Source organism: Bifidobacterium bifidum ATCC 29521 = JCM 1255 = DSM 20456 (genome assembly GCF_001025135.1).
Lineage (GTDB): Bacteria > Actinomycetota > Actinomycetes > Actinomycetales > Bifidobacteriaceae > Bifidobacterium > Bifidobacterium bifidum.
This window is the reverse complement of record NZ_AP012323.1, coordinates 971,995-997,160: the sequence shown is the minus strand read 5'-3', so window position 1 is coordinate 997,160 and position 25,166 is coordinate 971,995. Positions and strand designations below refer to the sequence as shown.

The 25,166-nt window shown below is 62.0% G+C and carries 21 protein-coding genes and 3 pseudogenes; 10 read left to right on the top strand and 14 right to left on the bottom strand.

Going from position 1 to position 25,166, the window contains the following annotated elements; all coding sequences use genetic code 11:
- Positions 1-301: 301 nt before the first annotated feature.
- Positions 302-2,287 (top strand): acyltransferase family protein, encoded by a 1,986-nt coding sequence (locus tag BBBF_RS04000; protein ID WP_021647881.1) that lies wholly within the window; start codon positions 302-304, stop codon positions 2,285-2,287.
- A gap of 134 nt (positions 2,288-2,421) precedes the next feature.
- Here BBBF_RS04000 and rpsD read toward each other — a convergent pair whose 3' ends face one another.
- The 6 genes from rpsD to BBBF_RS03970 form a co-directional block, all read right to left on the bottom strand.
- Entirely contained in the window at positions 2,422-3,048 is a 627-nt protein-coding gene (gene rpsD / locus BBBF_RS03995; RefSeq protein ID WP_003812853.1) for a 30S ribosomal protein S4, read from the bottom strand.
- Between the two features lie 203 nt (positions 3,049-3,251).
- Positions 3,252-4,061: an ABC transporter ATP-binding protein gene (locus tag BBBF_RS03990; protein ID WP_370622762.1), complete on the bottom strand. Its 810-nt coding sequence runs from the start codon at positions 4,059-4,061 to the stop codon at positions 3,252-3,254.
- A 12-nt stretch (positions 4,062-4,073) separates the two neighbouring features.
- A complete protein-coding gene (locus tag BBBF_RS03985) occupies positions 4,074-5,288 on the bottom strand; it encodes an ABC transporter permease (RefSeq protein WP_021647880.1) in 1,215 nt (404 codons plus the stop codon).
- A complete protein-coding gene (locus BBBF_RS03980; RefSeq protein ID WP_003816922.1) occupies positions 5,285-5,683 on the bottom strand; it encodes a DUF4418 family protein in 399 nt (132 codons plus the stop codon). The genes BBBF_RS03985 and BBBF_RS03980 overlap by 4 nt, the downstream gene beginning before the upstream one ends.
- A 175-nt stretch (positions 5,684-5,858) precedes the next feature.
- Positions 5,859-8,516 (bottom strand): ATP-dependent helicase, encoded by a 2,658-nt coding sequence (locus BBBF_RS03975; protein WP_021647878.1) that lies wholly within the window; start codon positions 8,514-8,516, stop codon positions 5,859-5,861.
- Between the two features lie 63 nt (positions 8,517-8,579).
- Positions 8,580-10,583, bottom strand: coding sequence for an acyltransferase family protein (locus tag BBBF_RS03970; protein WP_021647877.1), 2,004 nt, complete (start codon positions 10,581-10,583; stop codon positions 8,580-8,582).
- Positions 10,584-10,774: 191 nt separating this feature from the next.
- Here BBBF_RS03970 and BBBF_RS03965 point away from each other — a divergent pair, with 191 nt between their 5' ends.
- Together BBBF_RS03965 and BBBF_RS03960 are read left to right on the top strand one after the other, a co-directional pair.
- Complete coding sequence (locus BBBF_RS03965; protein ID WP_003816915.1) at positions 10,775-11,356, top strand: xanthine phosphoribosyltransferase; 582 nt, start codon at positions 10,775-10,777, stop codon at positions 11,354-11,356.
- Between the two features lie 39 nt (positions 11,357-11,395).
- Positions 11,396-12,751 (top strand): nucleobase:cation symporter-2 family protein, encoded by a 1,356-nt coding sequence (locus BBBF_RS03960; RefSeq protein ID WP_021647876.1) that lies wholly within the window; start codon positions 11,396-11,398, stop codon positions 12,749-12,751.
- A gap of 96 nt (positions 12,752-12,847) precedes the next feature.
- Here the strand turns inward: BBBF_RS03960 and BBBF_RS03955 are convergent, their stop codons facing one another.
- Positions 12,848-13,063 (bottom strand): hypothetical protein, encoded by a 216-nt coding sequence (locus BBBF_RS03955; protein ID WP_003816911.1) that lies wholly within the window; start codon positions 13,061-13,063, stop codon positions 12,848-12,850.
- A 21-nt stretch (positions 13,064-13,084) separates the two neighbouring features.
- Positions 13,085-13,918, bottom strand: a pseudogene (locus BBBF_RS10260) (SIS domain-containing protein).
- 571 nt (positions 13,919-14,489) lie between these two features.
- Between BBBF_RS10260 and BBBF_RS03940 the strand changes: the two are divergent.
- Positions 14,490-14,771 (top strand): hypothetical protein, encoded by a 282-nt coding sequence (locus BBBF_RS03940; RefSeq protein WP_003819638.1) that lies wholly within the window; start codon positions 14,490-14,492, stop codon positions 14,769-14,771.
- Between the two features lie 107 nt (positions 14,772-14,878).
- Positions 14,879-15,493: an isochorismatase family protein gene (locus tag BBBF_RS03935; protein WP_013363393.1), complete on the top strand. Its 615-nt coding sequence runs from the start codon at positions 14,879-14,881 to the stop codon at positions 15,491-15,493.
- Positions 15,494-15,581: 88 nt separating this feature from the next.
- Here BBBF_RS03935 and BBBF_RS03930 read toward each other — a convergent pair whose 3' ends face one another.
- A complete protein-coding gene (locus BBBF_RS03930; RefSeq protein WP_013363392.1) occupies positions 15,582-15,836 on the bottom strand; it encodes a hypothetical protein in 255 nt (84 codons plus the stop codon).
- Positions 15,837-16,067: 231 nt separating this feature from the next.
- Here BBBF_RS03930 and BBBF_RS10255 point away from each other — a divergent pair, with 231 nt between their 5' ends.
- The gene (locus BBBF_RS10255) at positions 16,068-16,208 is read left to right on the top strand and encodes a hypothetical protein (RefSeq protein ID WP_101357251.1); all 141 of its coding nucleotides are present in this window, start codon (positions 16,068-16,070) and stop codon (positions 16,206-16,208) included.
- Here the strand turns inward: BBBF_RS10255 and BBBF_RS10250 are convergent.
- Positions 16,190-16,630, bottom strand: a pseudogene (locus tag BBBF_RS10250) (adenine-specific methyltransferase EcoRI family protein); the annotation flags it as partial. The gene BBBF_RS10255 and the pseudogene BBBF_RS10250 overlap by 19 nt on opposite strands.
- A gap of 14 nt (positions 16,631-16,644) precedes the next feature.
- Positions 16,645-17,920 (bottom strand): annotated as a pseudogene (locus BBBF_RS03920) (IS3 family transposase); the annotation flags it as partial.
- Between the two features lie 44 nt (positions 17,921-17,964).
- Between BBBF_RS03920 and BBBF_RS03910 the strand changes: the two are divergent.
- Both BBBF_RS03910 and BBBF_RS03905 read left to right on the top strand, forming a co-directional pair.
- Positions 17,965-18,441, top strand: coding sequence for a MobA/MobL family protein (locus tag BBBF_RS03910; RefSeq protein WP_074740912.1), 477 nt, complete (start codon positions 17,965-17,967; stop codon positions 18,439-18,441).
- A 134-nt stretch (positions 18,442-18,575) separates the two neighbouring features.
- A complete protein-coding gene (locus BBBF_RS03905) occupies positions 18,576-19,028 on the top strand; it encodes a hypothetical protein (protein ID WP_021647867.1) in 453 nt (150 codons plus the stop codon).
- Positions 19,029-19,109: 81 nt separating this feature from the next.
- Here BBBF_RS03905 and BBBF_RS03900 read toward each other — a convergent pair whose 3' ends face one another.
- Positions 19,110-19,589: a hypothetical protein gene (locus tag BBBF_RS03900; protein ID WP_003818719.1), complete on the bottom strand. Its 480-nt coding sequence runs from the start codon at positions 19,587-19,589 to the stop codon at positions 19,110-19,112.
- A 150-nt stretch (positions 19,590-19,739) separates the two neighbouring features.
- On the opposite strand from BBBF_RS03900, the gene BBBF_RS03895 reads away from it, so the two are divergent.
- Both BBBF_RS03895 and BBBF_RS03890 read left to right on the top strand, forming a co-directional pair.
- Positions 19,740-20,792, top strand: a complete 1,053-nt coding sequence (locus BBBF_RS03895) for an IS30 family transposase (RefSeq protein ID WP_035139463.1) — start codon at positions 19,740-19,742, stop codon at positions 20,790-20,792.
- A 172-nt stretch (positions 20,793-20,964) separates the two neighbouring features.
- Entirely contained in the window at positions 20,965-22,443 is a 1,479-nt protein-coding gene (locus BBBF_RS03890; RefSeq protein ID WP_003812813.1) for an ATP-binding protein, read from the top strand.
- Positions 22,444-22,448: 5 nt separating this feature from the next.
- Here the strand turns inward: BBBF_RS03890 and BBBF_RS03885 are convergent, their stop codons facing one another.
- Positions 22,449-23,888, bottom strand: a complete 1,440-nt coding sequence (locus BBBF_RS03885) for an ABC transporter permease (RefSeq protein WP_003818975.1) — start codon at positions 23,886-23,888, stop codon at positions 22,449-22,451.
- Positions 23,875-25,122, bottom strand: a complete 1,248-nt coding sequence (locus BBBF_RS03880; RefSeq protein WP_003818976.1) for an ABC transporter permease — start codon at positions 25,120-25,122, stop codon at positions 23,875-23,877. The genes BBBF_RS03885 and BBBF_RS03880 overlap by 14 nt, the downstream gene beginning before the upstream one ends.
- Positions 25,123-25,166: the final 44 nt, after the last annotated feature.

Here is a 25,166-nt window from a genome sequence, read left to right as displayed (position 1 = left end):
CCATTTTCCAATGACCGGTGAATGGGCCCGGAATCGCCCTTGGCCACACCAGCCCCAAAACCGTCAAAAATCGCATGGTGTGGTACAGGCGATAGCCGGATGGCGGTCGGCAGGGAATCATCCCCACGCCTTTCCCGCGAAAGTTCCATCAGGCGACGCGCAAACGGGACTTTCGCCGGATGAACACATATGAACACATATGAACACAGGTAAACACAAGTGCAAGAACACCAATGATCGCGAACGCGGGTTCAGGTCACAACTATAGCCATGAAACCCGCGGTGAAGTAGACTAGGCCACATGAGAGAGCAAGAACAGAAGGGGCTGCCTGACAGCCAGCGGCAAATCCGTTTCGACGGCATCGACGGCCTGCGTGCCGTGGCGATACTCGGCGTGGTCGCATTCCACACCCGCCCATCGCTGCTTGAGGGTGGTTTCATCGGTGTCACCATGTTCTTCGTGATCACCGGCTTCCTAGCGACTCGTTCGGTGATTCGCGCAGTGGACAGCCATGGCACGTTCCAGTATGGAAGGTATCTGGGGCGCCGGATCAAGAGGCTGTGGCCGGCAACACTGGCCACAATCGCCCTGACCGCTCCGTTCGCATGGCTGTTCGCCCCGAGCCTTCTCGACAAGGTGCGCACCGACGCGCTTCCAGGCGCGCTGTTCGCCAGCAACTGGGTGAACATCTTCCGCAAACTTCCCTATTTCGCGGCGGCCGGACTCCCCTCCCCTCTGACGCACCTGTGGTTCCTTGCGCTGGTCATGCAGTTCTATCTCGTATGGCCGCTGCTGATCATGGCGATCGGCCGTCTCGTTCGCGCCAAATGGGCTCGGACCGTCGTGATGGTGATAATCGTGCTTGCGTCGAGCGCGGCGATGTGGCTGCTGTTCGATCCCGACGACACGTCGCGCGTGTATTACGGTACGGATACGAGGCTCGCGGAGCTGGCGATGGGGGCGATGCTGGCGATGCTGATGCAGCGTGCCGACCGGACCGCTGACGATCGCAAACAGACAGACGACGGTCGCGGCGCGTCCGCTATCATCCTGGACGTGTTCGGCTGGCTGTCGTTGCTGGCCCTATGCGCCGGTTTCTGGTTCATGAACGGCTATGACGACACGATGTATCACGGCGGGTACCTTGTCGCCGCCATATTGGGCGCCTTGGCCCTCGCCGGCGCCATCAGAGGAGTGAGCCTACCGCGTGTGCTCGGCTGCGCTCCGCTGCGTTACCTAGGGTCGCGCTCGTATTCGCTGTATCTCATGCATTACCCGCTGCTGCAGTTCATGAATCCCGCCACCCGCACCGAAGCACTGCCGTGGTGGGGATGGCTGATTGAGGCAGCCGTGATATGGACGGCGACGGAGGCGTTCTACCAGCTGGTCGAGGCCACTCGCATGTACGAGCCGACGCCGCGCAGCAGGCATGCGAGGGCATCGGTGGAGCCGAGCGGACGGCTGAGGCCGGGGTCATGGGTGATGGCGGCTCTCGGCATCGTCACCGTGGCCGCGCTCACCTGGGCGCCGGTGAATTGGGAGCAGATCGCCCACGACCGCATGATCCAACTCCGGCCCGAACTCGCCGAGCCGGCGAAGCCTCTCGCCCTGCCCAAGCCGAAGAGCATCGAAAAGCCCTCGGACGACGGCACGGCGAGCAACAATGCCACGGCGAATCAGACGAATGACGACGGCTCCGAGCGGAACGGAGACAGCGCAAAGCCGACGTCTCCATCTGTCACGCCCATTGCAGAGAAGGTGCCCGACAACCTGGATGTTTCGGAATACCACTATGACCCCAATACAGGAAGCTGCAACGCCGACATCATGATGATCGGCGATTCCGTCACCTCCGGCACGAAGGATGCGATCCAGGCGGCGTTCCCGAACGGATACATCAATGGCAAGCCGAACCGTCAGATGCCTCAGGCCGTCAGCGTGTTCCAGCAGGCGACCACTGCCGGGCACAGCGGCAGCGTCATCATTTACGGGCTCGGAACGAACGGCATCATCCGCAACGAACAGGTGGTCCAGCAGCTGATCGACCTTGCGGGCGGCAAGCCGGTGTATTTCGTGACGATCCGTATGCCCTATCCGAACCAGGAGAAGAACAACAACTCGATGATGCGTGCCGCAGCCAGCCACAACGGCAATGTGGGCATCATCGACTGGTACAAGTACAGCGAGGGCCACGGCGAATACCTGTACGACGACGGCATCCATCCCAACATGACCGGCGCTTATGCGTATGCGACGATGCTGCGGCAGGCGGTGTGCGGCCAGTGACGATGAACGCAGCCGATGGCCGGCCGAACCCGTGAGAACAGGACCGGAATACACGAACGCCCCGGGCGCAATGCCACGGGGCGTTCGTGTGTATGTATGTCCTTACGCTGTAAATTACAGGTGGTGGATCCAGATCAGCGAGCGTAGAACTCGACGACGTACTGGATGTTGACCTGAACCGGGATCTCCTCGACTTCAGGCTTGCGGGTCAGGGTGGCCTTCAGGGAAGCCAGGTTCACGTCGAGGTAGCCGGGGACGGGCGGCAGCACATCGCGGTGCACGCCTTCGGCGGCGATCTGGAACGGAACCATGGTCTGGCTCTTAGCCCTCACCTGAATGGTCTGGCCGGGCTTGACACGGTAGGACGGACGATCCACGATGTTGCCGTCGACGAGGATGTGACGGTGCACCACGAACTGACGGGCCTGAGCGGTGGTACGGGCGATGCCGGCACGCAGCACGAGGTTGTCAAGACGGACTTCGAGATCGGTGAGCATCGCGTTACCGGTCTGGCCGGCGGTGCGGGTCGCCTTCTCGTAAGCGGAGCGAAGCTGCTTCTCGGAGACGCCGTACTGGGCGCGCAGGCGCTGCTTCTCGCGCAGACGAACCGCGTAATCGGATTCGGTGCGACGACGGGTGCGGCCGTGCTCACCGGGAGCGTACGGGCGCTTTTCGAAGATGCGCTGAGCCTTGGGGGTCAGTGCGATGCCGAGGGCGCGGGAAAGGCGCACCTGACGGCGAGAACGCTGAACGTTGGTCATTCTTGTTCCTTTATTCTGTCGTTATCTGAACGGAACGCGAGGCTGTCCCCGCGCTGAGTCGGCCTCCCCAGTGCTTCGTCGTGACGTGCACGAACGGCGGAAAACCGCCGCCGACCCACTGATGGGCTAAGACTCCAGATAGCATCCGCCTTATGGCAGACACAATCGTTTATAATCGCATACCCTATGGACGACCCTGCGTGTCAGGCTCCGCCGGCCGGGGTGAGCCGCCCCGCGTCCATGGCATACACGCGGTCAGCGTATGGCAACGTGTCGCCGTCATGGGTCACGATAAGCACCGCCGCCGTCTCATCGGCGACGTTGCGCAGCAGACGCATGACCATCGTGGTGCTCGTCGCGTCGAGATCGCCGGTCGGCTCGTCGAGGATCAGCAGCTTCGGCCCGTTCATGAGCGCCCGGGCGATGGAGACACGGCGCATCTCGCCACCCGACAGCTCCTTGGGATAGCTGTCGGACAGGTCAGCCACGCCGAGTCGATCCAGCAGCATCGTCGCCCGTCGCTCCAGGGCGTCGGGCTCGTGCTCCGCCGTGAGATCATCGTCGATGACGTCGGGCATGTCGGCATCGTCCTGCTCACGTGCGGAATCGGCCGCGCCGGCGGCATCGGCTTCGCCGGGCGCCGCAACATCATCCGGCACCACCGTTTTCTTCGCCGGGCCAAACAGCACGGCCGGAAGAATGACGTTGTCGAGCACGGTGAGGTTGCCGAGCAGCGTCTGTCCCTGCGTGACGAACCCGAGCGTCGCGTTGCGCAGCTGCGAGAGCTCCTTGTCCGACAGCTTGGAGACGTTTCGGCCGTCGATCTCGACGGTGCCGGACGTCGGCTTGAGCAGGCCAGCGATCAGATTGAGCAGCGTGCTTTTGCCGTTGCCGGAACGTCCGATGATGGCGACCAGTTCGCCCTGGTCCATGGAGAAGCTCACGTGGTCGACGGCGGCGAAACGCGCGCCGCGCCGGGTGAATTCACGGGTCAGATCATTGATCTCAAGCATCGCCATGATGAATCACTCCCCCTCGCGCAACGTGAGATAGGTTTCGGGCGCGGACAGCTTGACCGCGGTGACGATTGATGCCAGCAGTCCGGTCGCGACGGCGAACACGAGGCTTATGGCGACGAGCGCGACGACCTTGAGCGCGTCGGTCTGCAGGTATGGCAGCTGCAGCTGCCTGCTGATCAACGTGTTGAACGGGAACACCGCCAGAGACGCGCCCGCGATGCCGATGACGCCACCGACCAGTCCGATCAGCGCCGATTCCTTGACGATGAGCGCAATCAGTGTGCCGCGCGTGGCGCCCATGATGCGGTAGGCCGCGAATTCCTTCTTCCGCTCGTTCATCGCGGATGCGAACACTGCCAGCAGCACGATGAGGCCCATGATCCAGAACACTGCGACGAACAGCGTGACGTACCCGACCAGCGCGTCGAGGTTGGTCTTGGTGGTGGCTGTCACGCCGCCCGGATACACGAATCCGAGCCCTTCGAGACCGGATTCCTTGGTGATGTTGAGCGAGACCTGCTTGGCGTCATACCCGTCCTTGACCTTGATGAGGATCGCGGAGACCGCCTTGTCGGCGTATTCGGCGGGGATGGCCGCGTGTCCCACCGACGACGAGTACGAGATGATCGAGGGGATGGTGGACATATTGACGAACACCGAATTGTCCAGGCTGGTGCCGGTCGAGCCGAGCTGGGCGGCGACCGGGAACTCATGCCCGTACAGCTTGATCGTGTTGTTGCCGGATACGCTGATGTTCGAGCCGGCTACGACTTCTCCGTCTTTCAGCGTCCCGTCGAACTGCGATGTGATCCAGGGGGTGATGACGAAGTCGGTCGCGGGGTTGAAGCCTATGATCTGCACCTTCTCGTCGCAGCATGCGGCCGCGAGCGATGATATGTACGTCTGGGCCGTAACTCGGGAGATGCCATCGGCCTTGGAGACCAGGTTCTCGATGTCGTTGGTGAAATAGAACGTGTTGGATCCGCCGTTAGTGAGCAGGGCCTCGGCTTTGGCGCCGGTATCCTGCGGCACCACCATGAGGTCGGCTCCCATGCGTTCCTGCATGCTGCGCAATCCGTTGCGCAGGTTCATGGACAGCAGCGAGCCGCCGAAGAACGCGAGCGTCAGCATCATGACGACGATGACGAGCGCAGCCGTGCGAAACGGCTTGCGCTTCAGGTTCTCCAGTGGCAGTCGTTTGAGAGTGATTCGTGTGATCATCGCTTGACGGGCTTGGAGTCGAGGTAGATGGCGACGACGGCGAACAGCAGTGCCAGAATGCCGATCACGATGAGCGTCGGCCTGGTGACCATATGGCAATGCATCATGGCGCCCTTGCACACGCCGATCAGCACCGTCGGCACGGCCAGCGACAGCAGTGCGTTCAAAGCGACAGCGATATTGAGACCTGTACGTATCTTCGGGCTGCAGAACAAAGCGATGATACCCAGCAGGGCGATGACCACGCCGATGCCAAGCTCCGCCTGCGCGGTGTAATGGCACGCCATGGGCATATTATCCTTGACCTCGCACACATGGGCGAATGCCTGCGGGGCGACGGCGATAAGCACGCCGAACACGATGGCCGGCAGCGATGCGAATAGTCTACGGAACATTGTTGTCTCCTCTCGGTTGAAGATGGACATCGACGATTATGTCAACCGTTTCCGGGAAACACAAGCCTTGACTTTTCAACGCTTTTCATATATGCGCCGGTCATCCGCCGGTAAGGTCCCACCACCATCCTCCCGCTGGCGGGAGGTGGCGCGAAGCCGCCGGTGGGTGGTTACCTCAGAGCTTCTCCAGCGGCGCCACGCGCAGCATCAGCCGCTTGACGCCCGACGAGCCGAAATCGACCGTGATTACGGAGTTGCGGCCCTTGTCCTGCGTGTCGACGACGGTGCCCAGCCCGTACTGGTCATGCGTGACCTTGTCACCGGCATGGAAGTCGGCGATGTTGAGGTTGTTGTCCTTGCTGAGCGACGAGGCCGGTCTGGCCGACGAGAGAGATGACTTGGGAGCGGTGCGGCGCGTCGTGACCTTGCCGCCACGCGACAATCCCGTGGATGAGCCGAACCGGCTGCCCGACCCGTACTGCTGTCCGGAGCCCTGACGGCCGGAACCGCCGTGGCGCGAAGATGAGCCGAATCCCCTGGCCCCGCCATATGACGAGCCCGATCCACCGCGCGAACCGGAGCCGAACGACGAGGAACCACCGTACGAGGAATGTCCACGAGAACCGTATGACGAGGAACCACCGTACGAGGACGACCCGCCGTATGTGGTGCCGCCGAAGTCGTCATCGTCCCATCCGCCGAACTCGTCGTCGAAGCCGCGGCGCGACCAGCCGGAGCGCATGCCCTCCATGCCGGTTTCGCGCCGTTTCCAGTCGATGAGCCGGTCGGGGATCTCATCGAGGAACTGGCTGGGCATCATCTCGTTGGCCTGCCCCCACTGCGCGCGCACGGCGGCACGGGTGACGTACAAACGACGCTTGGCACGCGTGATGCCCACATATGCCAGACGACGCTCCTCGGAAAGCTCGTCGGCGTCCTCCATCGCCCGCGAGTGCGGGAACGTGCCCTGCTCCATGCCGGTGAGGAACACGACGGGGTATTCCAGGCCCTTGGCGGTGTGCAGAGTCATCAGCGTGACCTTGCCGGAGTCCTCGCCCTCGGAGGGCAGCTGGTCGGAGTCCGCCACCAGCGCCGTGGTCTCCAGGAATCCCGCGAGTGTGGCGTCCGGCGTGTTCTGCTCGAATTCGGCGGCGACGGACTGCAACTGCGACAGGTTCTCCACGCGGGAGGCATCCTGTGGATCCTCGGACCGCTGCAGTTCTTCGAGCAGACCGGACTGCGAGAGCACCTCCCCCACCACTTCGGACGGCTTGCCGTCATGTTCGGCCGCGAACGCGCTCAGGGAGCGCATCAGGTCCCTGAATGCGGCGAGCTGCTTGCCGGTGCGGGTGGGCACGCCGTCGATCTGGTCAAGATGTTCGATGCCGTCCCAGAACGTGGTCGCATGAGCATCGGCATATGAGACGATGATCGATTCGGCACGAGGTCCGAGACCGCGCTTGGGCACGTTGAGGATGCGCCGCATGTTGACGTTGTCGGCCGGATTGACGATGGCCTGCAGATACGCGATGGCGTCCTTGACCTCCCGCCGCTCGTAGAACCGCGTGCCGCCGACCAGCTGATACGGCAGTCCGGCATGCACGAGCGCGCCTTCAAGCGCACGCGACTGCGCGTTGGCACGGTACATGATGGCCATGTCCGAATACGGCGTGCCCTCCTCGGCGCGGACGCGAGCGATCTCCCCCGCTATCCACGCGGCCTCCTGCTCGGCGTTGTCCGCGGCATAGCCGACGATCGGGTCCCCGCTGCCCAATGCGGTCCACAGCTTTTTGGGCTTGCGACCCTGGTTGTTGGCGATGACCGCGTTGGCCGCGTCGAGGATGGTCTGCGTGGAACGGTAGTTCTGTTCGAGCATGATGGTCTTCGCGTTGGGGAAATCCTGCTCGAAATCCTGGATGTTGCGGATGTCCGCGCCGCGGAACGCATAGATCGACTGGTCGGAGTCGCCGACGACGGTGATCCATGCCGGGCCGGCCCGCCCCGCCGAGGGGGCGTCCGGCACGACCTGCCCGGCCGCGTCCACGCCCGCCAGCTCGCGGATCAGCTCGTATTGGGCATGGTTCGTGTCCTGGTATTCGTCGACGAGGATATAACGGAACTTATGACGGTAATAGTCGGCCACCTGCGGTTGGGTGCGCAGCAGTTCGACCGTCCGGCCGATCAGATCGTCGAAGTCGACGGCGTTCGCCATGGCCAGACGATGCTGGTATTCGGCGTAGATGACGGAATACAGCACCTCGATGTCGCCGAAATTGCCGATCTGATAACCGCGCTGGCCGGGCCGGTAGTCGGGCGCGTAGCGCTTGAGCTGCTCCTGCCAGCCGATCAGTGAGTTCTTGTAGTCGGAGATGCGCGAGAGGATCGCGCGCGGCGTGTAGCGCTTGAGGTCGATGTTGAGATCGGCGCCGATCAGCTTGACGAGGCGCTCGCAGTCGGCGGTGTCATAGATGGAGAAGCCCGACGCCAGCCCTATCGACTGGCCGTCACGCCTGAGGATGCGCACGCATGCGGAATGGAACGTCGACACCCACATGCGCTGGGCGACCGGTCCGATCAGACCTTCGAGGCGTTCGCGCATTTCAGCGGCCGCCTTGTTGGTGAAGGTGATGGCGAGGATCTGGCTCGGCCATGCTCCGAATTGCGTGAGGATCCACGCGATGCGCCGGGTGAGCACGCGTGTCTTGCCAGATCCTGCGCCGGCGCCGATCAGCAGTGCGGGCCCCCGGTACTGCACCGCCTCGGCTTGCTGCGGGTTGAGGTCGCCGACGAGTTCCTCGGCGCTTCTTGCGATGAGATCCGGATCCTGCTGCACGCTGTTCCCCCTGACGGTTGACGATGATTCGGCTTTCCTGTTTACCACATGGTTCGGTCAGTGTCACTCGATATGGGCGACCTCCCATTCCGCCAACGCGTTCCTCAGACCGGAGGCATACAGGTCTTCGCCTTGTCCGGCCTGCGGGTGGATGCCGTCCGGTCCGAGCCAATCGGTGTGTGCCGCGATAGCACTGTTCCAGTCGACCAGAATCGAATCGGTGGGATGCTTGCGCACATAGTCGGAGGCCGCCTGATTGGCCACGGGAATCCACTCGCGGTCGCCATACGCATTGATGATGACCAGCACATGCCCATCACCCGCCGCGGCCGCAATCCGCTCGTATTCGCCGACCGTGGTCGCGCTGTTCGTGTTCAGCGAGATCACCACGTACTTGCGCAGACGGCCTTCCGCCTTCATCTGCGCGACGATACCGGGCGCGGTCAGGATGGACCGCGACACCTGGGCGTCCACGGCGATGCCGGGCAGTGACTTCTGCAATGCCGCCGACGCGCCCACGGTGACGGAGTCGCCGATCACGGAGACGTCCTCGCCGTTCAGGGTCTTCTCGATGGCTGCCTTGGCCTCCTCGCGGCGCTTGCGCTCCTCCTCGGCGCGTTTCTTCGCCTCGGCCGCGGCCTTGGCGTCCATCTTGCGCTGACGTTCCTTCTTGGCGAGCGCGCTCTGGTTCTTCTCCAGCATGATCTGTGTCTGCGTCTTCGCCGGGGCCTGGGCCACACCCATGAAGAACCCGATGACGATCAGTACCACAACCGACACGGTGACGACCATGCGCATCGTCTTCGCGGTACGGGAGCTGCGGGATGCGACGACCGGCGCGTCTTGCGGCGAGGGCAGGGGCGCAGCCTGAGAGTACGGCTGAGTGAACTCGACGTTGTTGAGGTGCGTCCCATACACGCCACGTGCCCGCGCGCTGCCGACCCGTCGCGGAGCCGAACGTTGCGCCACCGTGCGGCGGGGAGCCGACTTGTCGCGCTTGGACTTGATCCATTCCGCGACCGGATTCTCCACCATCCACCATGACACCGCGGTCATCACGAGGCTCAGCAGCAACGTGAGCGCCTGGACCACCCACAATCCGCTGCCACGATAACCGGGAAGCATGAGCTGCAGCAGCAGGTACAACGGCCAATGCCACAGGTACATGCCATACGAGTATTTGCCCAGCAGCGCGAGCGGACGCCAGCCGAACAGGCCGATCATCCATGAATCCTTGGAAATGCTGCCGCCGATCAGCACTACGGTGAGCACAGAGGCCAGAATCAGACCGCCGCGGAACGCTGACGCATCCTGCCCGACGCGCGGCATCATCATGATCAACACGACCAGTGCGCCAGTGGCCAGCCAGGGCATAACCATGGTGAACAGGCGGCGCGGCTCGGCGTCAGACTCCTCGCTGTGCCGCACGACGAACGCCAGCGCGACACCCAACAGCATGCCAAAACAGTGCGTGTCCGTGCCGAAATACACGCGTGTGGGGTCGGCGGACGGGTTGTACAGCACCCACATGCCACACGCGGACAGCGCGGCGAGCAGCACCGGCACCAACGCCTGCACGAACGTGGAGCCGATTCTGTGCAGCATGGCCGTCAAAAGCGGCAGCACCAGCGTCGCTTGGCCCAGCAGCGCCACGAACCATAAGTGCCGCAGCAATTGCGGCGACGTCGCCGCGAAATAGCTGTCTCCGGAGAAGATCTCCCCCCAATTCGACGTGAATGTCAGCGCGGAGACGCTTTTGCCCGGCACACCCACCAGAATGTCATGGTTGACGAACAGGCCGAGCGACACCGAGCCGGCGATCATGAACGCCATCGCCGGCCACAGTCGAGACAACCTGCGCAGATAGAAATTGCCAAGACGCAGTCTGCCGGTACGGTCGATCTCACGAAGGACGCTCAGGGCGAGCAGGAAGCCGGATACGGTGAAGAACACGTCCACGCCAATGAAACCGCCGGGCAGCGAGCGTTGCGACAGGTGATACCAGATGATGCCGATCAGGGCGAATCCCTTGATGCCGTCCAGGCTCTCATAGCGGTCATTGCGCATGCTGACACTCCTTACACGACTTCCCGTTCCGTCGAGGTTATGCTAGAGCATCCCCCTCCCAAAAAAACATTTTGGAATCACAAAGTGTTCGTCAAGGACTCGTGGCGGATTCATACAGGTCGCCGCGGTCATCTGCATGGCGTATGCTGTCCCTCTGTCCTATTCATTGACGGTACAGGCAAAGGGGACTTATGAAGGAGCTGGAAGAGCGCATTCGGCGTGATGGAACGGTCAAGACCGGTGACGTGCTCAAGGTGGACGCGTTCTTGAACCATCAGTGTGACGTGCGTCTGTTCGACCATATGGGGCAGGAGTGGGCCCGGCATTTCGCCGGCAAGACCATCACCAAGATCCTGACCATCGAGGCGTCGGGCATTGGCATCGCCTGTTGCGCCGCGCGCCACTTCGGCGATGTTCCGGTGGTGTTCGCCAAGAAGGCCCAATCCATCAACCTCGACGGCGACCAGTACACCACCACGGTGTACTCGTTCACCAAGCGCAAGGAGTTTCCCGTCATCGTGTCCAAGAAGTATTTGGACGCCGACGACCACGTGCTGCTCATCGATGATTTCCTGGCGAACGGCAAGGCGTTGCACGGGCTCATCGAGCTGTGCCATGCGGCGGGGGCGAGTGTCGAGGGAATCGGCATCGCGGTCGAGAAGGGGTTCCAGGGCGGCGGTGACAAACTGCGCGCGCAGGGCTATGACGTGGATTCGCTGTCCATCGTCGAGTCCATGAATCCCGAGACCGGCGAGATCACGTTCAGGGACTGAGTCCGGAACAGCAGAGAGCAGAGGAGAGAAAAGGAAACCATGTCGCAGAAGAAAACGAAGAATTCCGTATCGTTCGAGGCGCTGTCCTCGCTGGACGCGCCCGTGTCGTTCTGGAAGGGCATTCCGTTCGGCCTGCAGCATGTGATGGCGATGTTCGTCGCCAATCTAGCCCCGATATTCATCGTCGCCAACGCGGCGAAGATGACGTCCGCGCAATCGGCGGCCGTGATTCAGTCGGGTCTGCTGGTGGCGGGTCTCGGCACCTGCCTGCAGTTGTATAGCGCGTGGCTGATCGGCTCGCGGCTGCCGATGGTGACGGGCATCTCGTTCACCTATGTGGCCGCCGCGGCCGCGATCTGCGCCGACAAGGGTTACGGAGCCGTGGTCGGCGCGGTGATCGTCGGCGGTCTGCTTGAGCTGGTGCTGGGCCTGACCGCCCGGTACTGGCGCCGTTTCGTGCCTCCGATCGTCTCCGCCATCGTGGTGACGTCCATCGGCTTCTCGCTGCTGACCGTGGGCGCCACGAGTTTCGGCGGCGGTGACGCGTCCGCCGCGGACTTCGGATCCTGGCAGAACCTGACGCTGGGTCTCATTTCGCTGGTCGCCTGTCTGGCGTTCCAATTGCTGATGAAGGGCACCGCCAAACAGCTGTCCGTGCTGTTCGGCCTGGTGGTCGGCTATGTGGTGGCGATTTGCATGGGCAAGGTCGATTTTTCCGGGTTCCAGGAGCTTTCCGTCGTTTCGCTGCCGCAGTTCATGCCGTTCAAGCCCGAGTTCGATTGGGGCGCGATCATCTCCATCGGACTGCTGTACGTGGTCTCGTCCGTCGAGGTTCTGGGAGACACCGCCGCGCTGACCAAGGTGGGTCTGAACCGTACGCCGACCGAGCGTGAGACGGCCGGAGCGATCGCCGGCGACGGCCTGATCTCCTCGGTCTCCGGACTGTTCGGATGCCTGCCGCTGACCAGTTTCGCCCAGAACATCGGACTGGTGGCGATGACGAAGGTCGTCAACCGCAAGGTGATCCTGTCCGGCGGACTGATCCTGATTCTGGCGAGCTTCGTGCCTGCCGTGGCGGAGGTGTTCAACTCGCTGCCGCAAGCGGTGCTCGGCGGCTGCACGATCATGATGTTCGGCAACATCATTCTTTCCGGATTCCAGATGATCGCCGAAGCCGGCTTCACCCAGCGCAACATCACCATCGCCGCGTTGAGCCTGACCATCGGCATCGGCTTCACGCAGGTGAGCGACATCTTCGCGCAGTTCCCGGCCCTGTTCCGCCAGATCTTTGCCTCGAACTGCATCGCCGTGGCTTTCGTGGTGGCCGTGATCCTCAACGCCGTGCTGCCCGGCGAAGAACGATTCCTCTCCGCCCCCGCCAAGAACGAGGACTAAAAAAACTAAGCTGCAGAGCATCTGCCATCTCCAGTCGCGAAGCGACTGGAGATGGTCATTGGCAATCAAATCACGACCTCGCCGAAACATTCCGCGTCATGCACCTTGCCGGCTGATTCCGCCCTTGTGACCGGTCGCCTTGAACGGTTTGGCGGATCTTCCCCTCACCGGGCGAAAACCGGCCCGATCTTTCGGCGGGTTTGCCTCCGGGTCGTCATGACGGTGCCTGCCGGCACGCCCGACCTCATCCTGCGTCGTGCGGATCCCCTTGGCCTGCAATGCGCGCAGCCACTTGTCTTTGTTGTTCGTCATCTCTCGTCCTTCGCCATCGCGTCACTCAACCGTGACGGATCTGGCGAGATTGCGCGGCTTGTCCACGTCATACCCCTTGATCTCGGCCATATCCATGGCGAACAGCTGCAATGGGACCACGTCGACGAGCGGGCTCATCAACGTCGGGCATTCGGGACGCCGGAACATGACATCCGCATAACGTTCATCATCCCGGTCGCCCTGTTCGGCGACGGCGATGATGAACGCGCCTCTGCTCTTGACCTCCTCGATGCCGGACCGCACCTTGGCGTGCAGCACGTCACGGCCGCGCTCGAGCGGCATGATGAACACCACCAGCTCTCCCTCATCGACCAGCGCTATCGGGCCGTGCCTGCCTGCGTGTCGAGCACCCATTGGATCTTGGCCGGCATGCCCTTGAGCGAGTCGATGATCTGACGGCATCGGATTCGCGCGGTATCGACGCCACCTGCGTGTTGCAGATCGACAGCACCATGGATCCCTGCTCGCACACGTGGCGCAGGGCCATCAGCGTGTCCATAGTCTCTCCGGACTGCGATATCGCCACGACCAGCGTACGCGGGGGGGGTGGGGATGGGCGTTCACGTCGGAGGGCGCCCCGTTCGTGGCCCAGCTGGTGTGTCCGGTGGCGGCCGTCGCGGGCGGCATCGGGTTACGTTCCACGCTTTCGACGAGATTGGCGAGCCTTCCGGCCTTCTTGCGCACCACTGCATGCCCCATGCCCGAAGCGACGAGCGCCACTCCCGCAGAGTCGTACCCGCGGTATTCCAGGCGTTGCAATCCCTGAAGACACACCTGAGGGGGCTTGCCGCACGTGGCCGAAACATTACCTGCATATCCGACGATTCCGCACATGGTCTCAAAGCTTAGCCCAGACGCCACCAAGCCGCCAACATCGCAATCCGCCATGTAGGACAAGTACGAATAATAAGTCATCTCAAGCTGTTCAGCATTCCGGGCATACACCGGCACGGCATTGTCATATATGAGATCGCTTCCATAACCCGACTTTGCTGAAATATCCTCGATGCGCCGTTCCACATCGTCATATCGGCGAAGCGCATCATTCAATCGTTCTACAGGGGAAGAATCAATATATCGCGTTGGATGACGCAGAGCGGAGCATCATCAATGATGTATGTACGGCTCTGGGAGGGCAAACCGGGAACCGGCTTAGTGCGCGTACCCACAGTGAATCACCGTGGCTCAACGCTCGAAATGGTATGCCCAATACTGCCCCGTGCAATGCAATCATCAGCAAAGATTCCATATCGGCCTATTACCGATTGAATCCCATCATTACAGCTTAGCGATGGAATGATCAGCCGACTTCGGCAGCGACGGTGGAAAGATAACGATTCGCCGGGTGCCGTATCATCGTAGGCATCGACGCAATCGCAGATTCGTGATGACCGGAGGAACGCTTATGGAAAACAGGGGCAGCCGTCCGTTCGGCTACTGGGATTCGAGTTACCGGGCCAAACTGCGCAGGACATGGATCGCGTTGCCCTTCTGCATCGTCGCGGCCGTCGCCATGCCGATATTCACCGCTGTCAAATACGGTGACGTGGTATCGGGACTCGCATTTTCCGTTGTGCTCGCCGTCGTCTGGGCATGTCAGCTGATGTACGCCAAGAGCAAGGCGAAGGCGGAGGCGGAAACCAGAAACGCCGTGCCCCGATACGATGACAATGAGCTGCCCCGGTGAGTCCCGATCCGGCTGTCGGGCGCGCCGTTTATAGGGGCTTATGCGGTTGGCATCGGTCGCTTATGATGGGAAACGTCAGTCGAATCGAACGATGATGGGAGCATGACATGGCCAAGGCGCTGATTGTGGTGGATGTGCAGCCGACATTCTGCGAAGGCGGCGAGCTGGGGGTCGAAGGCGGCAACGCGGTCGCCGGGAGGATCGCCGACTATGTGAACGCGCATCGCGGCGAGTATGCGTATACCGCCACCACGCAGGATTGGCATATCGAGCCGGGCGCACACTGGTCGGGCAATCCGGATTTCGTGGATACGTGGCCCAAGCATGGCGCGGCGGGCACGCCGAACGCCGAGCTTCATCCGGCCATCGCGGTTCTGGGCATCGCCCATCATTTCAAGAAGGGCCAGTATTCGGCGGCATACTCCGGTTTTGAAGGCATCGAAGACAATACCGACCGTATCCAGACGCGCGAGGAGGTCACGGCCGAACAGTCCGCCGGCAAGACGCTGGCCAATGCGCTGAAGGCCGCAGGCGTCACGCAGGTGGATGTGGTGGGCATCGCCGAATCGCATTGCGTCAAGGACACCGCGCTTGACGCGAAACGTCTCGGCTTTGATGTCACCGTGTTCGAGGATCTGACCGTTCCGGTCAGCGAGGAGTTGGGTGTCGCGGCCCGCAAACAGATGGCCGATGCCGGCATCATATTGGCGGAGGCTCGCTGAGCTTTCGTCGTGTGGCCTCCCGGTATGAAAGGGAGGCCACACGACGGGGCGCATGTCAACGGCAAGTCGGTGTAGTGGTATCACCGGATCAATCGTGCGGTCGTGTTTCCTTGAGCGCGGATTTGACGGCCCATTTGGTCAGCGCGTATTGCGCGTAGATGCTCGCCGCGACGATGACGGCCGAGACGGCCACACCGATGATGTTGACCGCGGTGTCGCCCTTGCCGAGTCGTTTCAGTGGGCAATGCGCGGCCTTGCCGCAGCCCTCGGATTGGTACACCAGCTCGTCGGCGTCGCCGTTGTCGCCGGCGCCGTCCGGTATGTGTTCGTTGTAATCACTCATGATGTTCCCGATTCATTTGGCCGTTGTGGCCTTATGGTCACGTACGCAATGTATCAAGCCAAGCTGGAAGAACGCTACTCATTGGCGCTGCCGAAGCAACTTCGCGATGCGGTTCAACAGACGGCCATATGCTCTCCGAGGGGAAGAGCGTGACGATCAGCGCCACGGAACAGGAACTCACGACGGAACAAGCCGCGCACACTGGGAGTATCGCGACAGACGCTGGTCAGAATGTTAGATAAAGGACTCATTCCTTTTTCCCGCCCATCACGTCATCGCAGAATCCGCCTGACAGACTTGCTGGAATACGAACGGGCTTCCCGCAGCCGCCGTGATTCCTCCATCAGGCAAATCACGTTGATTGCGTCGTAATTGTCGTACTTGGGGTAATCCTCGGGCTTATAGCGTTTCACGAGGATAAGTTCGTCGTGACGTTTTCTGATGTCCAGATTCGTGAACCACGAGGCAGCGCCGATGCTTCGCCAGTTCTGCCCCGATTCGTCCGTCCAGAATCACTTGTCATTCTCGCTGTGAGCCTCATAATCGCCCGGCACCCGAAACTCCATGTTCCCCGAGTAGCAGCCAAGCCAGATTCGGTTCTCTTTGATGAGTGGGAACACTTCCTTATAGGTAACAGCGTTCTGATTGCCGATGACGACGAACTTCTTATCATGCTCCATGAGTTGAGCAATGTACTCACGGAAGAGGCTAAACGGTGGGTTAGTGACCACGATGTCCGCTTCGTCCAGCAACTCCACGCACTCGGGTGAGCGGAAGTCCCCATTACCCTCAAGGCATGCAATGTGAAGTGGCCTGATTTTTGTTCCGTCCTTATAGTGGGGCGGCTTGTGCCGCTTGATGTTGATGATACTCGGTTTCCACCGCTTCGGGTGTCCTGTAGCCCAGGGACTGGTGCAGGCGCTTCGAGTTCCACCACGAGACCCACCGGAACGTCGCCAATTCCAGGTCCTTCAGATCCGCGAAGGGTCTGCGCCGCCATACCAGCTCGGTCCTGTACGCGCCGTCGGCGCTTTCGGCCATGGCGTTGTCACACGAGTCGCCGACGGTGCCGGTCGACGGCAGCACCCCATATTCCATAACCCCGGTGGCGTACACCGTGCCGGTGCACTGCGTGCCATGGTCGCCGTGGCGGATAAGACCATCCGCGCCGCCGCGGGACGCGGCCCATGAGATCGCCTGCCCCAACGCCTGCAACGGCAGCTCCTGCGTGTTCATGGTCATGGCGCACGCCCATCCCACGATCCGACGGGCGTACACGCCGTCGGCGAACGCCGTGCAGCCGAACGAGCCGTTGGCCATGCGCACGTAGGTGATGCCGGCCACGTGCAGGCGGTTCGGCGCACAAGCCTCGAACCTCCCGTCCACCAGATCCGGCCTGCCGCCCGTGCCCTTGGCGGGTTTCGTCGTCACCGGGGTTCTGCCGCGGCGCACGCCCCGGATGCCAAGCCCGCGCATGATGTTCATCACCCGGTCGCGGCCGACCCCGGCCGGATCCCAGCCCTGGGCGACCAGCTGCGCGTGCATCTTCCCGCAGCCGTACACGGCCATGAAGAAATCCGAGCGGATCTGGAGGACGGCGCGGGCCAGCGCCTCACGCCCCGCCCGCATGCGGCTGACGGGACGTGTTCTGAACATGCGGCAGCCGCGCGGCGTGAGAAACCCGCAGTCCAACGATTCGGAAAGGACCCTGCAGATCGGCCCGACCCTGAAACGGCTTCTGTGCTCGTCGATGTACGCGGCCATCAACGCCGTGTCGGGTCGAGCCTGGCCGCGAAAAAAGCCGACGCCGTCGTCAAGATCTCGTTCGCCCGACGCAATTGCGCGTTCTCGGCCCGCAGCTTCTTCAGCTCCGCCATCGCGTCCTCGGCCGACTGCCTCGTCTCCTCCGCGACCGTCGCGTCCGACTGGTTGCGCCAACGCCGCAGTGATTCCGGCGCTATCCCCAGATCCTTCGCCACCGCGGAGATCGCGTTCGTCTCCGACGAATACGAGGAACGCGATTCCGCCAGCAGCCTGACCGCCTTCGCCTTGAACTCCGGCGTATATCGAGTGCCCTTTGCCATGGTTCCATCATCCCCCATCGAGTTAGAGGAAATGCGGAACAAAAATCAGTTCATATCACCAGAACGGCGAGCGGATACCGGTCATAGACCCCGCCACCGGCGAGCAGAAGACCGGGGCCAAGAACCGTAAGGTCTGGAAGCGCGTGGACGTGTCGAACAACCCCTTGGACTCCACGGAATTCCTCGAACGGCTGCGCGCCGACTGGGCCAAACAGTGCAACCTCATGCTGCCCGAGGGCGTGCGCATCGACCACCGCAGCCTTGAGGCGCAGGGCATCGAACGTATCCCCACCATCCACGAGGGCCACGCCAGCCGCGAGATCACCAAACGAGGTGGGCACAGCATCCTCAATGCGATCAACCGGCGCATCGCCACGGCCAACCGGTACCTGACGGCCATCCGCAAACAGATGGGCGACCCGACCGGCCTGCTCGGACAATTCAAGGAGCAGGCCAGGAAGGAACTCGACACGGCGATGAGCCGGTTCCGGGAATCACTGTGTTCGATCGCCAGCCCATAGCGTCGCGTGGCCGGCAACTGGTCGAAGCGCCCACGCCCCCCCCCAGGAGCACGTCCGGCAGGAGCTTGGAATCCAAGCCTGATCCCGTGCCGCGGGAGATCGGACGCGAACCGCGGCGTCCCGAGCCGGAACCGGTGGACGAACTGGACGAGGCCAGGCGTGAGCTCGCCGACCTCACCGAATGGTGGAAGACCGAGCCTCCACGGGAAGTCAGGGACGTGCAACGGATCATCGACGTGGCGCGCGAGGCCAGCGAAAAGGCCGAGCACGCGAACCCGTTCACGCGCGGATGGCTCCGACACGCGGCCGAGAGGACCGCCGCCGAGCAATCCCAGCTTCTGAAGCAAACGGCGCCGTGGCTTGAGAACACGACCATCCCGGCTACCTACGCCGAGGCCAACGCCTTCCGCACCAACGCATCCAAGGCCACGCTCGACCACATGCGTAAACCCTACGAGGATCGCGTGCGCAGACTCAACCGCAGCCGCTTCAACGAACGAATCAAACAAAGACTGGCTGAGAACATCGAAAAAGCAAAGACAACACACGAACCGATTCCGCAGCCACATCACCGGCACAGCCGCTAGGAACGCGGAGGGCCGGTGCCCGAAGACACCGGCCCTCCGTCTAAAGGTGTTGTAGGGAAAGGATGTGCTCTCCCATAGGTTTTAGTAACGGGTGACGTAGAAGCCGTCGACAGAACCGTTTGGCGTGAATTTGCGGTTTGCAGCAATCTGGCTTACGTACACCCGTTCTCCTTTCCAGGTGAAACCGATGTCCGCTGACTTGTTATTGGAGTAGAAGCTGCTCCGGCTGGGCCAATTGCCATTAACCGCGCCAGTACCCGTAAACTCCATGTCGCCGAGCGCTCCGCCGCCTGCCCAGCAAGCGGAAGTATTGTTGGTGCAACCACGGCTTGGCTTAAGCGTGCGTCCGTTCGGGAGAACAATGTCAGTGAACGTCTTCGTCTCAAGGTCAAAGATCAACTCTGACCCTTCAGGAGCGTTGGGGGCAACGACAACGGTGGCGTTCGCCTCATAGGGAACGCTATCGGTGCCGTTGGCCAGTGCAACGCTGGGAACAAGGGCAAAAGCAACGGACGCGACTGCCGCCGCGAGCGTTGAAGCAATCTTTTTCATATAGCTCATAATTCCCTCCTTGGAATCGATCAACGCTACAAGATAATTGTATCTCCCCTACCGGTTGCTTGACAAACGCCCCGTTGTCTAATTGAAAGTGCAACACCCCGTTAGATTGGAGATTGTCTAGAAAACCAGTCCGGAAGGGATGTTGCACCTATGGGGGAAGTGTATTCGCACCTGTCGGAAGAGGAACGCCAGGTCATCCAGATCGAGATCGGCAACGGGGCCGGCATACGGGCGATCGGCGCGATGATCGGGCGCAGCCCGTCCACCGTCAGCCGTGAGATCAAACGCAACACGTGGTTCCCGTCCAACGAGAGCGAATCCTACCGTCCCTATCGGCCCAGGCGGCTCAAGACCGGGCCTTGGATGAGCCGTTATTACATCGCCGGGCCGGCCCGGCGCAAGGCCGCCCGGAGGTGCGCCAAAGCGCGCAAGCCGCATCGCCTGTCGCCTGACCGGCTGTGGGCGTGGGTGGCGGAGAGACTGGGCTGCGGCTGGTCGCCGCCGCCCGTCAGCGGCAGGCTGCGCGTCCTGTTCCCCGGCGACGATGCCATGCGCGTGTGCCCGGAGACCGTCTACCGATGGATCTATTCCAGCAAGCCGCGCCGCGAACGCCGGGCCCGATGCCTGCCGCGCGGCCACCGGCGGCGGCGCAAGCATGCGGGCCGTCGGGTGTCGAGGTTCCCTATCCCCGGAAGGGTCTCCATCGCCGGTCGTCCGCCGGAGGCGGACGCTCGCAGCGGGTTCGGCCATTGGGAGGCCGACAGCGTCATCGGCATGGGATGCGACCTGCACACCGAGGTCGAAAGGAGGACCCGCTTCCTCATGGCCCGTGTTATCCCCGACAAGACCGCCGAGCGGAGCGTCGGGGCGCGGCTGGCGATGTTCGCCCCGCTGCCGGCGGCCGCCAGGCTCAGCGTCACGCACGGCAACGGCACCGGGTTCGCCCGCCACGCGCGGCTGCGCGACGAGCCGGGCATGGCCACGTGCTTCGCCGACCCCTATTCCAGCTGGCAGCGGGGCGGCAACGAGAACCGCAACGGCATGATCCGCCGTTACCTGCCCAAACGCACGATCATCGAACCGGGCATGGCGAGGGAGCTCCAGGAGATCGTCGACGAGACCGACAACCGGCCCATGCGAGCGCTCGGCTACCGCACACCCGCCGAGGCGTTTGCCGACGAGCTGCCAGACTTACAACTCTGACGAAGGCGTTGCACTTACAAATAGACAACGGGACCTCGTACTGCACCAATGAAAACAACAGTCTTATGCGCACCCCAACCGCGTGAATTTTCAATGAATTGACGGAGGACGTGGGCGCGGGAGGCTTCGGCAGACAGCCGGCCGCGGGACAATGGTGTCAAGGAGGACCGCCATGGTTGACGACTACACCGCGAAGATGACCGAGCTGATCGAGCTGATGCGCATGATCGGCAACGATACGCAGCAGTGCGAGGTCAAGGAATGCAAGCGCAAGATCTCCTCGACCATCACCGATACGCTGTCCGCGTTCTCCAACGGCTCCGGCGGCTGGATCATCCTTGGCCTGTCCGAAAAGAACGGGTTCACGCCGGTCGAGGGATTCGACGCGCGCGCCATGCAGGAGGCGCTGAGCCAGGCGTGCGAGAAGATGACGCCGGTGGTGCGGCCCGTGATCGTCACCTGCCCGTTCGAAGGCGCGAATCTGGTGTTCGCGCGCATCGACGAAATGCTGCCGCGCGACAAGCCCTGCTTCACCACCGCGCTCGGACCGCACGGCGGCTCGTTCATCCGCACCGGCGACGGCGACCGGCGCATGACCTCCTATGAGGTCGACCGGCTCATCGAGGAGCATCTGCAGCCCACATACGATCTGGATATCGTGCCCGGCGCCACGACCGATGACCTCGACCCGCAGCTTGTTGCCGGATTGTTGGCACGCGTGCGCGAACAGCATCCGCGCGTGTTCGCCGACCGGGACGGCATCGATGTGCTGCTGGATCTACAGGTGTTGCGCCATGATGATTCCGACGAGTCGGAGGTCGGCGGAATACTGCGTCCCACCTTGGCCGGACTGCTGGCGTTGGGCCGCTATCCGCAGAAGTTCTATCCGCGGCTCGGCATTTCGATAGCCGTGTTTCCGGGGACGAGCCGGGACGATGTGTTCCGGGGCGACGAACGATTGGTCGCCTCGAAGTCGGTGGTCGGTTCGATTCCGGTGATGATCGACGATGCGGTCGACTCGTTGATGCGTTGGATTGGCGCGAAGAAGCCCGATTATCCGCCACTCGTGTTGCGCGAGGCGATTGCGAACGCGCTCACCCACCGTGATTATTCGCCCGATGCGCGCGGCACGCAGGTGCATATCAGCGTGTTCACCGATCGCATCGAGATCACCAATCCGGGTGGCCTGTACGGCATGGTGACACATGATGTGCTGGCGAGCCCGCATCCGGTGACGGGCGCGCCGTTCGTCTCCACCCGAAACCAGTTCCTGTTCACGCTGCTGGAGTCCACGCCGTATCCGGGCGGCGGGTTTGTGAACCCAGAAGGCGGCGACGGCTACCAGCGCATCGCCGCCGCGTTGCGCGAGGCCGGCATCGAGCCGGCGACCACGCGCAACGACATCAACACGTTCACGATGACCATCACCAAGCAACGCACGATGGCGAACAGTTCGCCGGGCGACGTGGTCAAGGCGATTATGACCGTACTGGAGCGGCATTCGGCGATGAGCGTCAAGGAGATCATGCGCGAACTGCAGTTGACGCCGCTGGCCGCCACATCCGGTATGCGCGAGCTGATGAAGGAAGGGCGGGTCGCCCGAGTCAAGTTCGCCGACGACTCGGTACAGCGGTATCGGTTGAAAGGCTGATTTTCTCACTCGGCCAGCTGCGTGGTGGCGGGCGCGGCCAGGGTGGGACGGGATCGGCGGAAGCGGCCGGCGGCCAGGCCGATGCAGATGAACATCACGCCGAACAGTGCGACCAATCCCAGCGAGCCGGCCCAGCCGGCGACGCTTATGCCGGTTTCCTCCGCCGTGCCGGAGCCGAGCGCGTTGTCGATCGCGGTGCAATACCACCAGCCGGGCAGGAACTTGGCTATGGTCACCATCACGCCGGGCATCATGTCAACCGGCAATGCGACGCCCGACGTGAACATGATGAGCAGGCCGAAGATATTGGCGAATCCGTTGGCAGCCGCCTCCGAAAACCCGAATTCGCTGAGCATGAATCCACAGGCGACGGTCATCAGCGCATATACGCAGGTTGCGCAGAACGTCATCAGCACTCCTTCGGCGCTCAATGTCAACGGATCAAGTCCTGCCGCGACCATCAGACCGACCGCCAGCACCAGATAACCGACGCATACGACGAGCGCGAATCCGCTGAGCGTCAGCAACCGCTGGAGTCCCATCGACGACATGCGTTGTGGGGATGCGGTGAGACGACGGCGAACTTCCCCGGTGGTGAATATGCCCAGAATCATTGACCCGCAGACGGTCATCGCCAAAAACAGCGGATACAGCGCGGTTTTCATGGTGTTGCCAAATCTGCTGGCCGCCATGTCCGAAGCACTTTCCGCGTCCGCGCTCGCCGTGTCGATCACAGCGACCTTATGGTTCGCGTCCATGTCACTCGCCGATGCGGCAGCCGCTTTCGATGCCTCGAACAGATCGCCGACGCTGGGTTTCTCAATCTGACCGGCCGGCAGCATATCAAGCATGTCCTGATTCGAGAATTCACCAAACCCGCCCATGCCATCTTCAGACGAATCACCCGCAGTGTCTCCAATGTCGATACCGGCCATAGCTGCGAGCGCCGCACTATCGACCGTCGTATGCGAGCCAATCAGTGCCGTACGCGTGAGTGAAAGGAACCCGATGACGTTCATCCGGGCCATCGAGCCTGCGCCGGACGTATAGCTGGTGACCGTGTCCACGCTTGGTGGATTCTCGCCTGTCGCCGCGGCATCAATGAAATCGTCGGCGAAACCATCGGGGATGATGACGATCAGATCCACCCAGTTCGAGGCGACGGCTTGTTGCAGAGTTTCACTAGCATCGTCAACGTTCACCAGTTCGCTGGAATCCGACAGGTATGTGCGCATCGATGACGCGATGCCGCCCCTGTCCGAGTCTCGATCGATGACGGCGACACGCATTTTGGCCGGCTCGAATGCCGCGGCTGCGGAATCGGATGTGCCAGACAGCATCGACCAGCTGATAGACAGCATCATGATGCCCACGAACACGAGGTAAATCAACAGGTAGGCCCTGTGCGAGAACAGTACACGCAATGTGGCTTTACAGGTGTTCATAGCGTTGCCTCCTCAGCATTGCGATGCCGGCCAAGAGGAATACCGCGCTCATCGCCAGCAAAATGGCACAAGTGGTGATGAACGGCTGGTAGCTGTCGTAGTACAAAATGTCGTAAAACAGGTTCGTCACCTGTTGCGCGGGGTTGATGGTGCCGAGGATGGGCGCGTTGCGTGCTATCCAGTCACTGATCTGCATGGCGAAGCCGCCGTACAGTCCGGTGAACAGCGACAATGTGCAGGCGATTCCGCTCGACAAACCGTATTTCGTGTCGTAGGAAAGCTTCGGTACCGCGCCGAGCAAAGTACCGGCTGAACTGGTCATGAATGCGGCGATGATTACCGCGACCACCGTCACCGGTTCTCGCCCTCCAAACGAAATGTCGCAGATGAAGCGAATATAGGCCAATGCGATAAGCAATGCGACCGATGCGCACAACCAGCAGGCAAGGAAACCGGCAATAAGCTGTCTGGCATGGCTCAATGGCGCCACGGTGCGGCGAATGCCCAATGCGGACAGGTTGGCTTGTGCTGTGGAGACCGTGCTGATTGAGTACCCCATGGCAATCATGCAGGACATGGCCAGCAACGCGTAATAGTATCTGGCGATGGCATTGGGCTGGAAATGCGTGAGCGTTGTTTCGTGAGTCACATCGACGCTTTGCCCGATGCTATTCCAGAAGTTGCGGCTGAGCGCAGCCTGTGGATTGTCGGCGATGGTTTGTCGGGTGACGGCGTCGGTGCGGTTGTACAGGTCGATGGCGCTGCGCAATGCCGATAGGCTGATATCCAGTCCGACGCTTCCTGTGGTGTCATTGGCCGCGGTCACCGTTTCCCGACTGATGGTTATCGCCAAACGCCCGTTGCCGTCAGCAGCCAGGTAGCCGCGGACTGTGCCATCGGCGAGCAGCTGTTCGGCTTTCCGCACGGTGTCGGCTGCGGTGATGGTCAGCAATTGCTGATTGATATCGGCGTATGCCGTGCCGTCCAAAGACTCCGACGATGAGGCCGTCTCTCCAGACAAGGCATCCACAAACGTACGCGCTCCGTCCGCCTGCTGCCAGCGGCTATCTTCGACGACGGCCATTGGTATCGGTCTGAGCTCGTATCCCTCGGACAGTCCGCCGAAGAACCCGTTGAACATGGTTGCCAGCACGATCGGAAACACAATCATCCAGAACAGTGCCTGACGATTGCGCAGGTTCGCTTTCAATGCGACCAAAAATGTGGTCCACATGATGTCTCCTTACCTGCTCCCGCTGGCGGGAGCTGTCGGCGAAG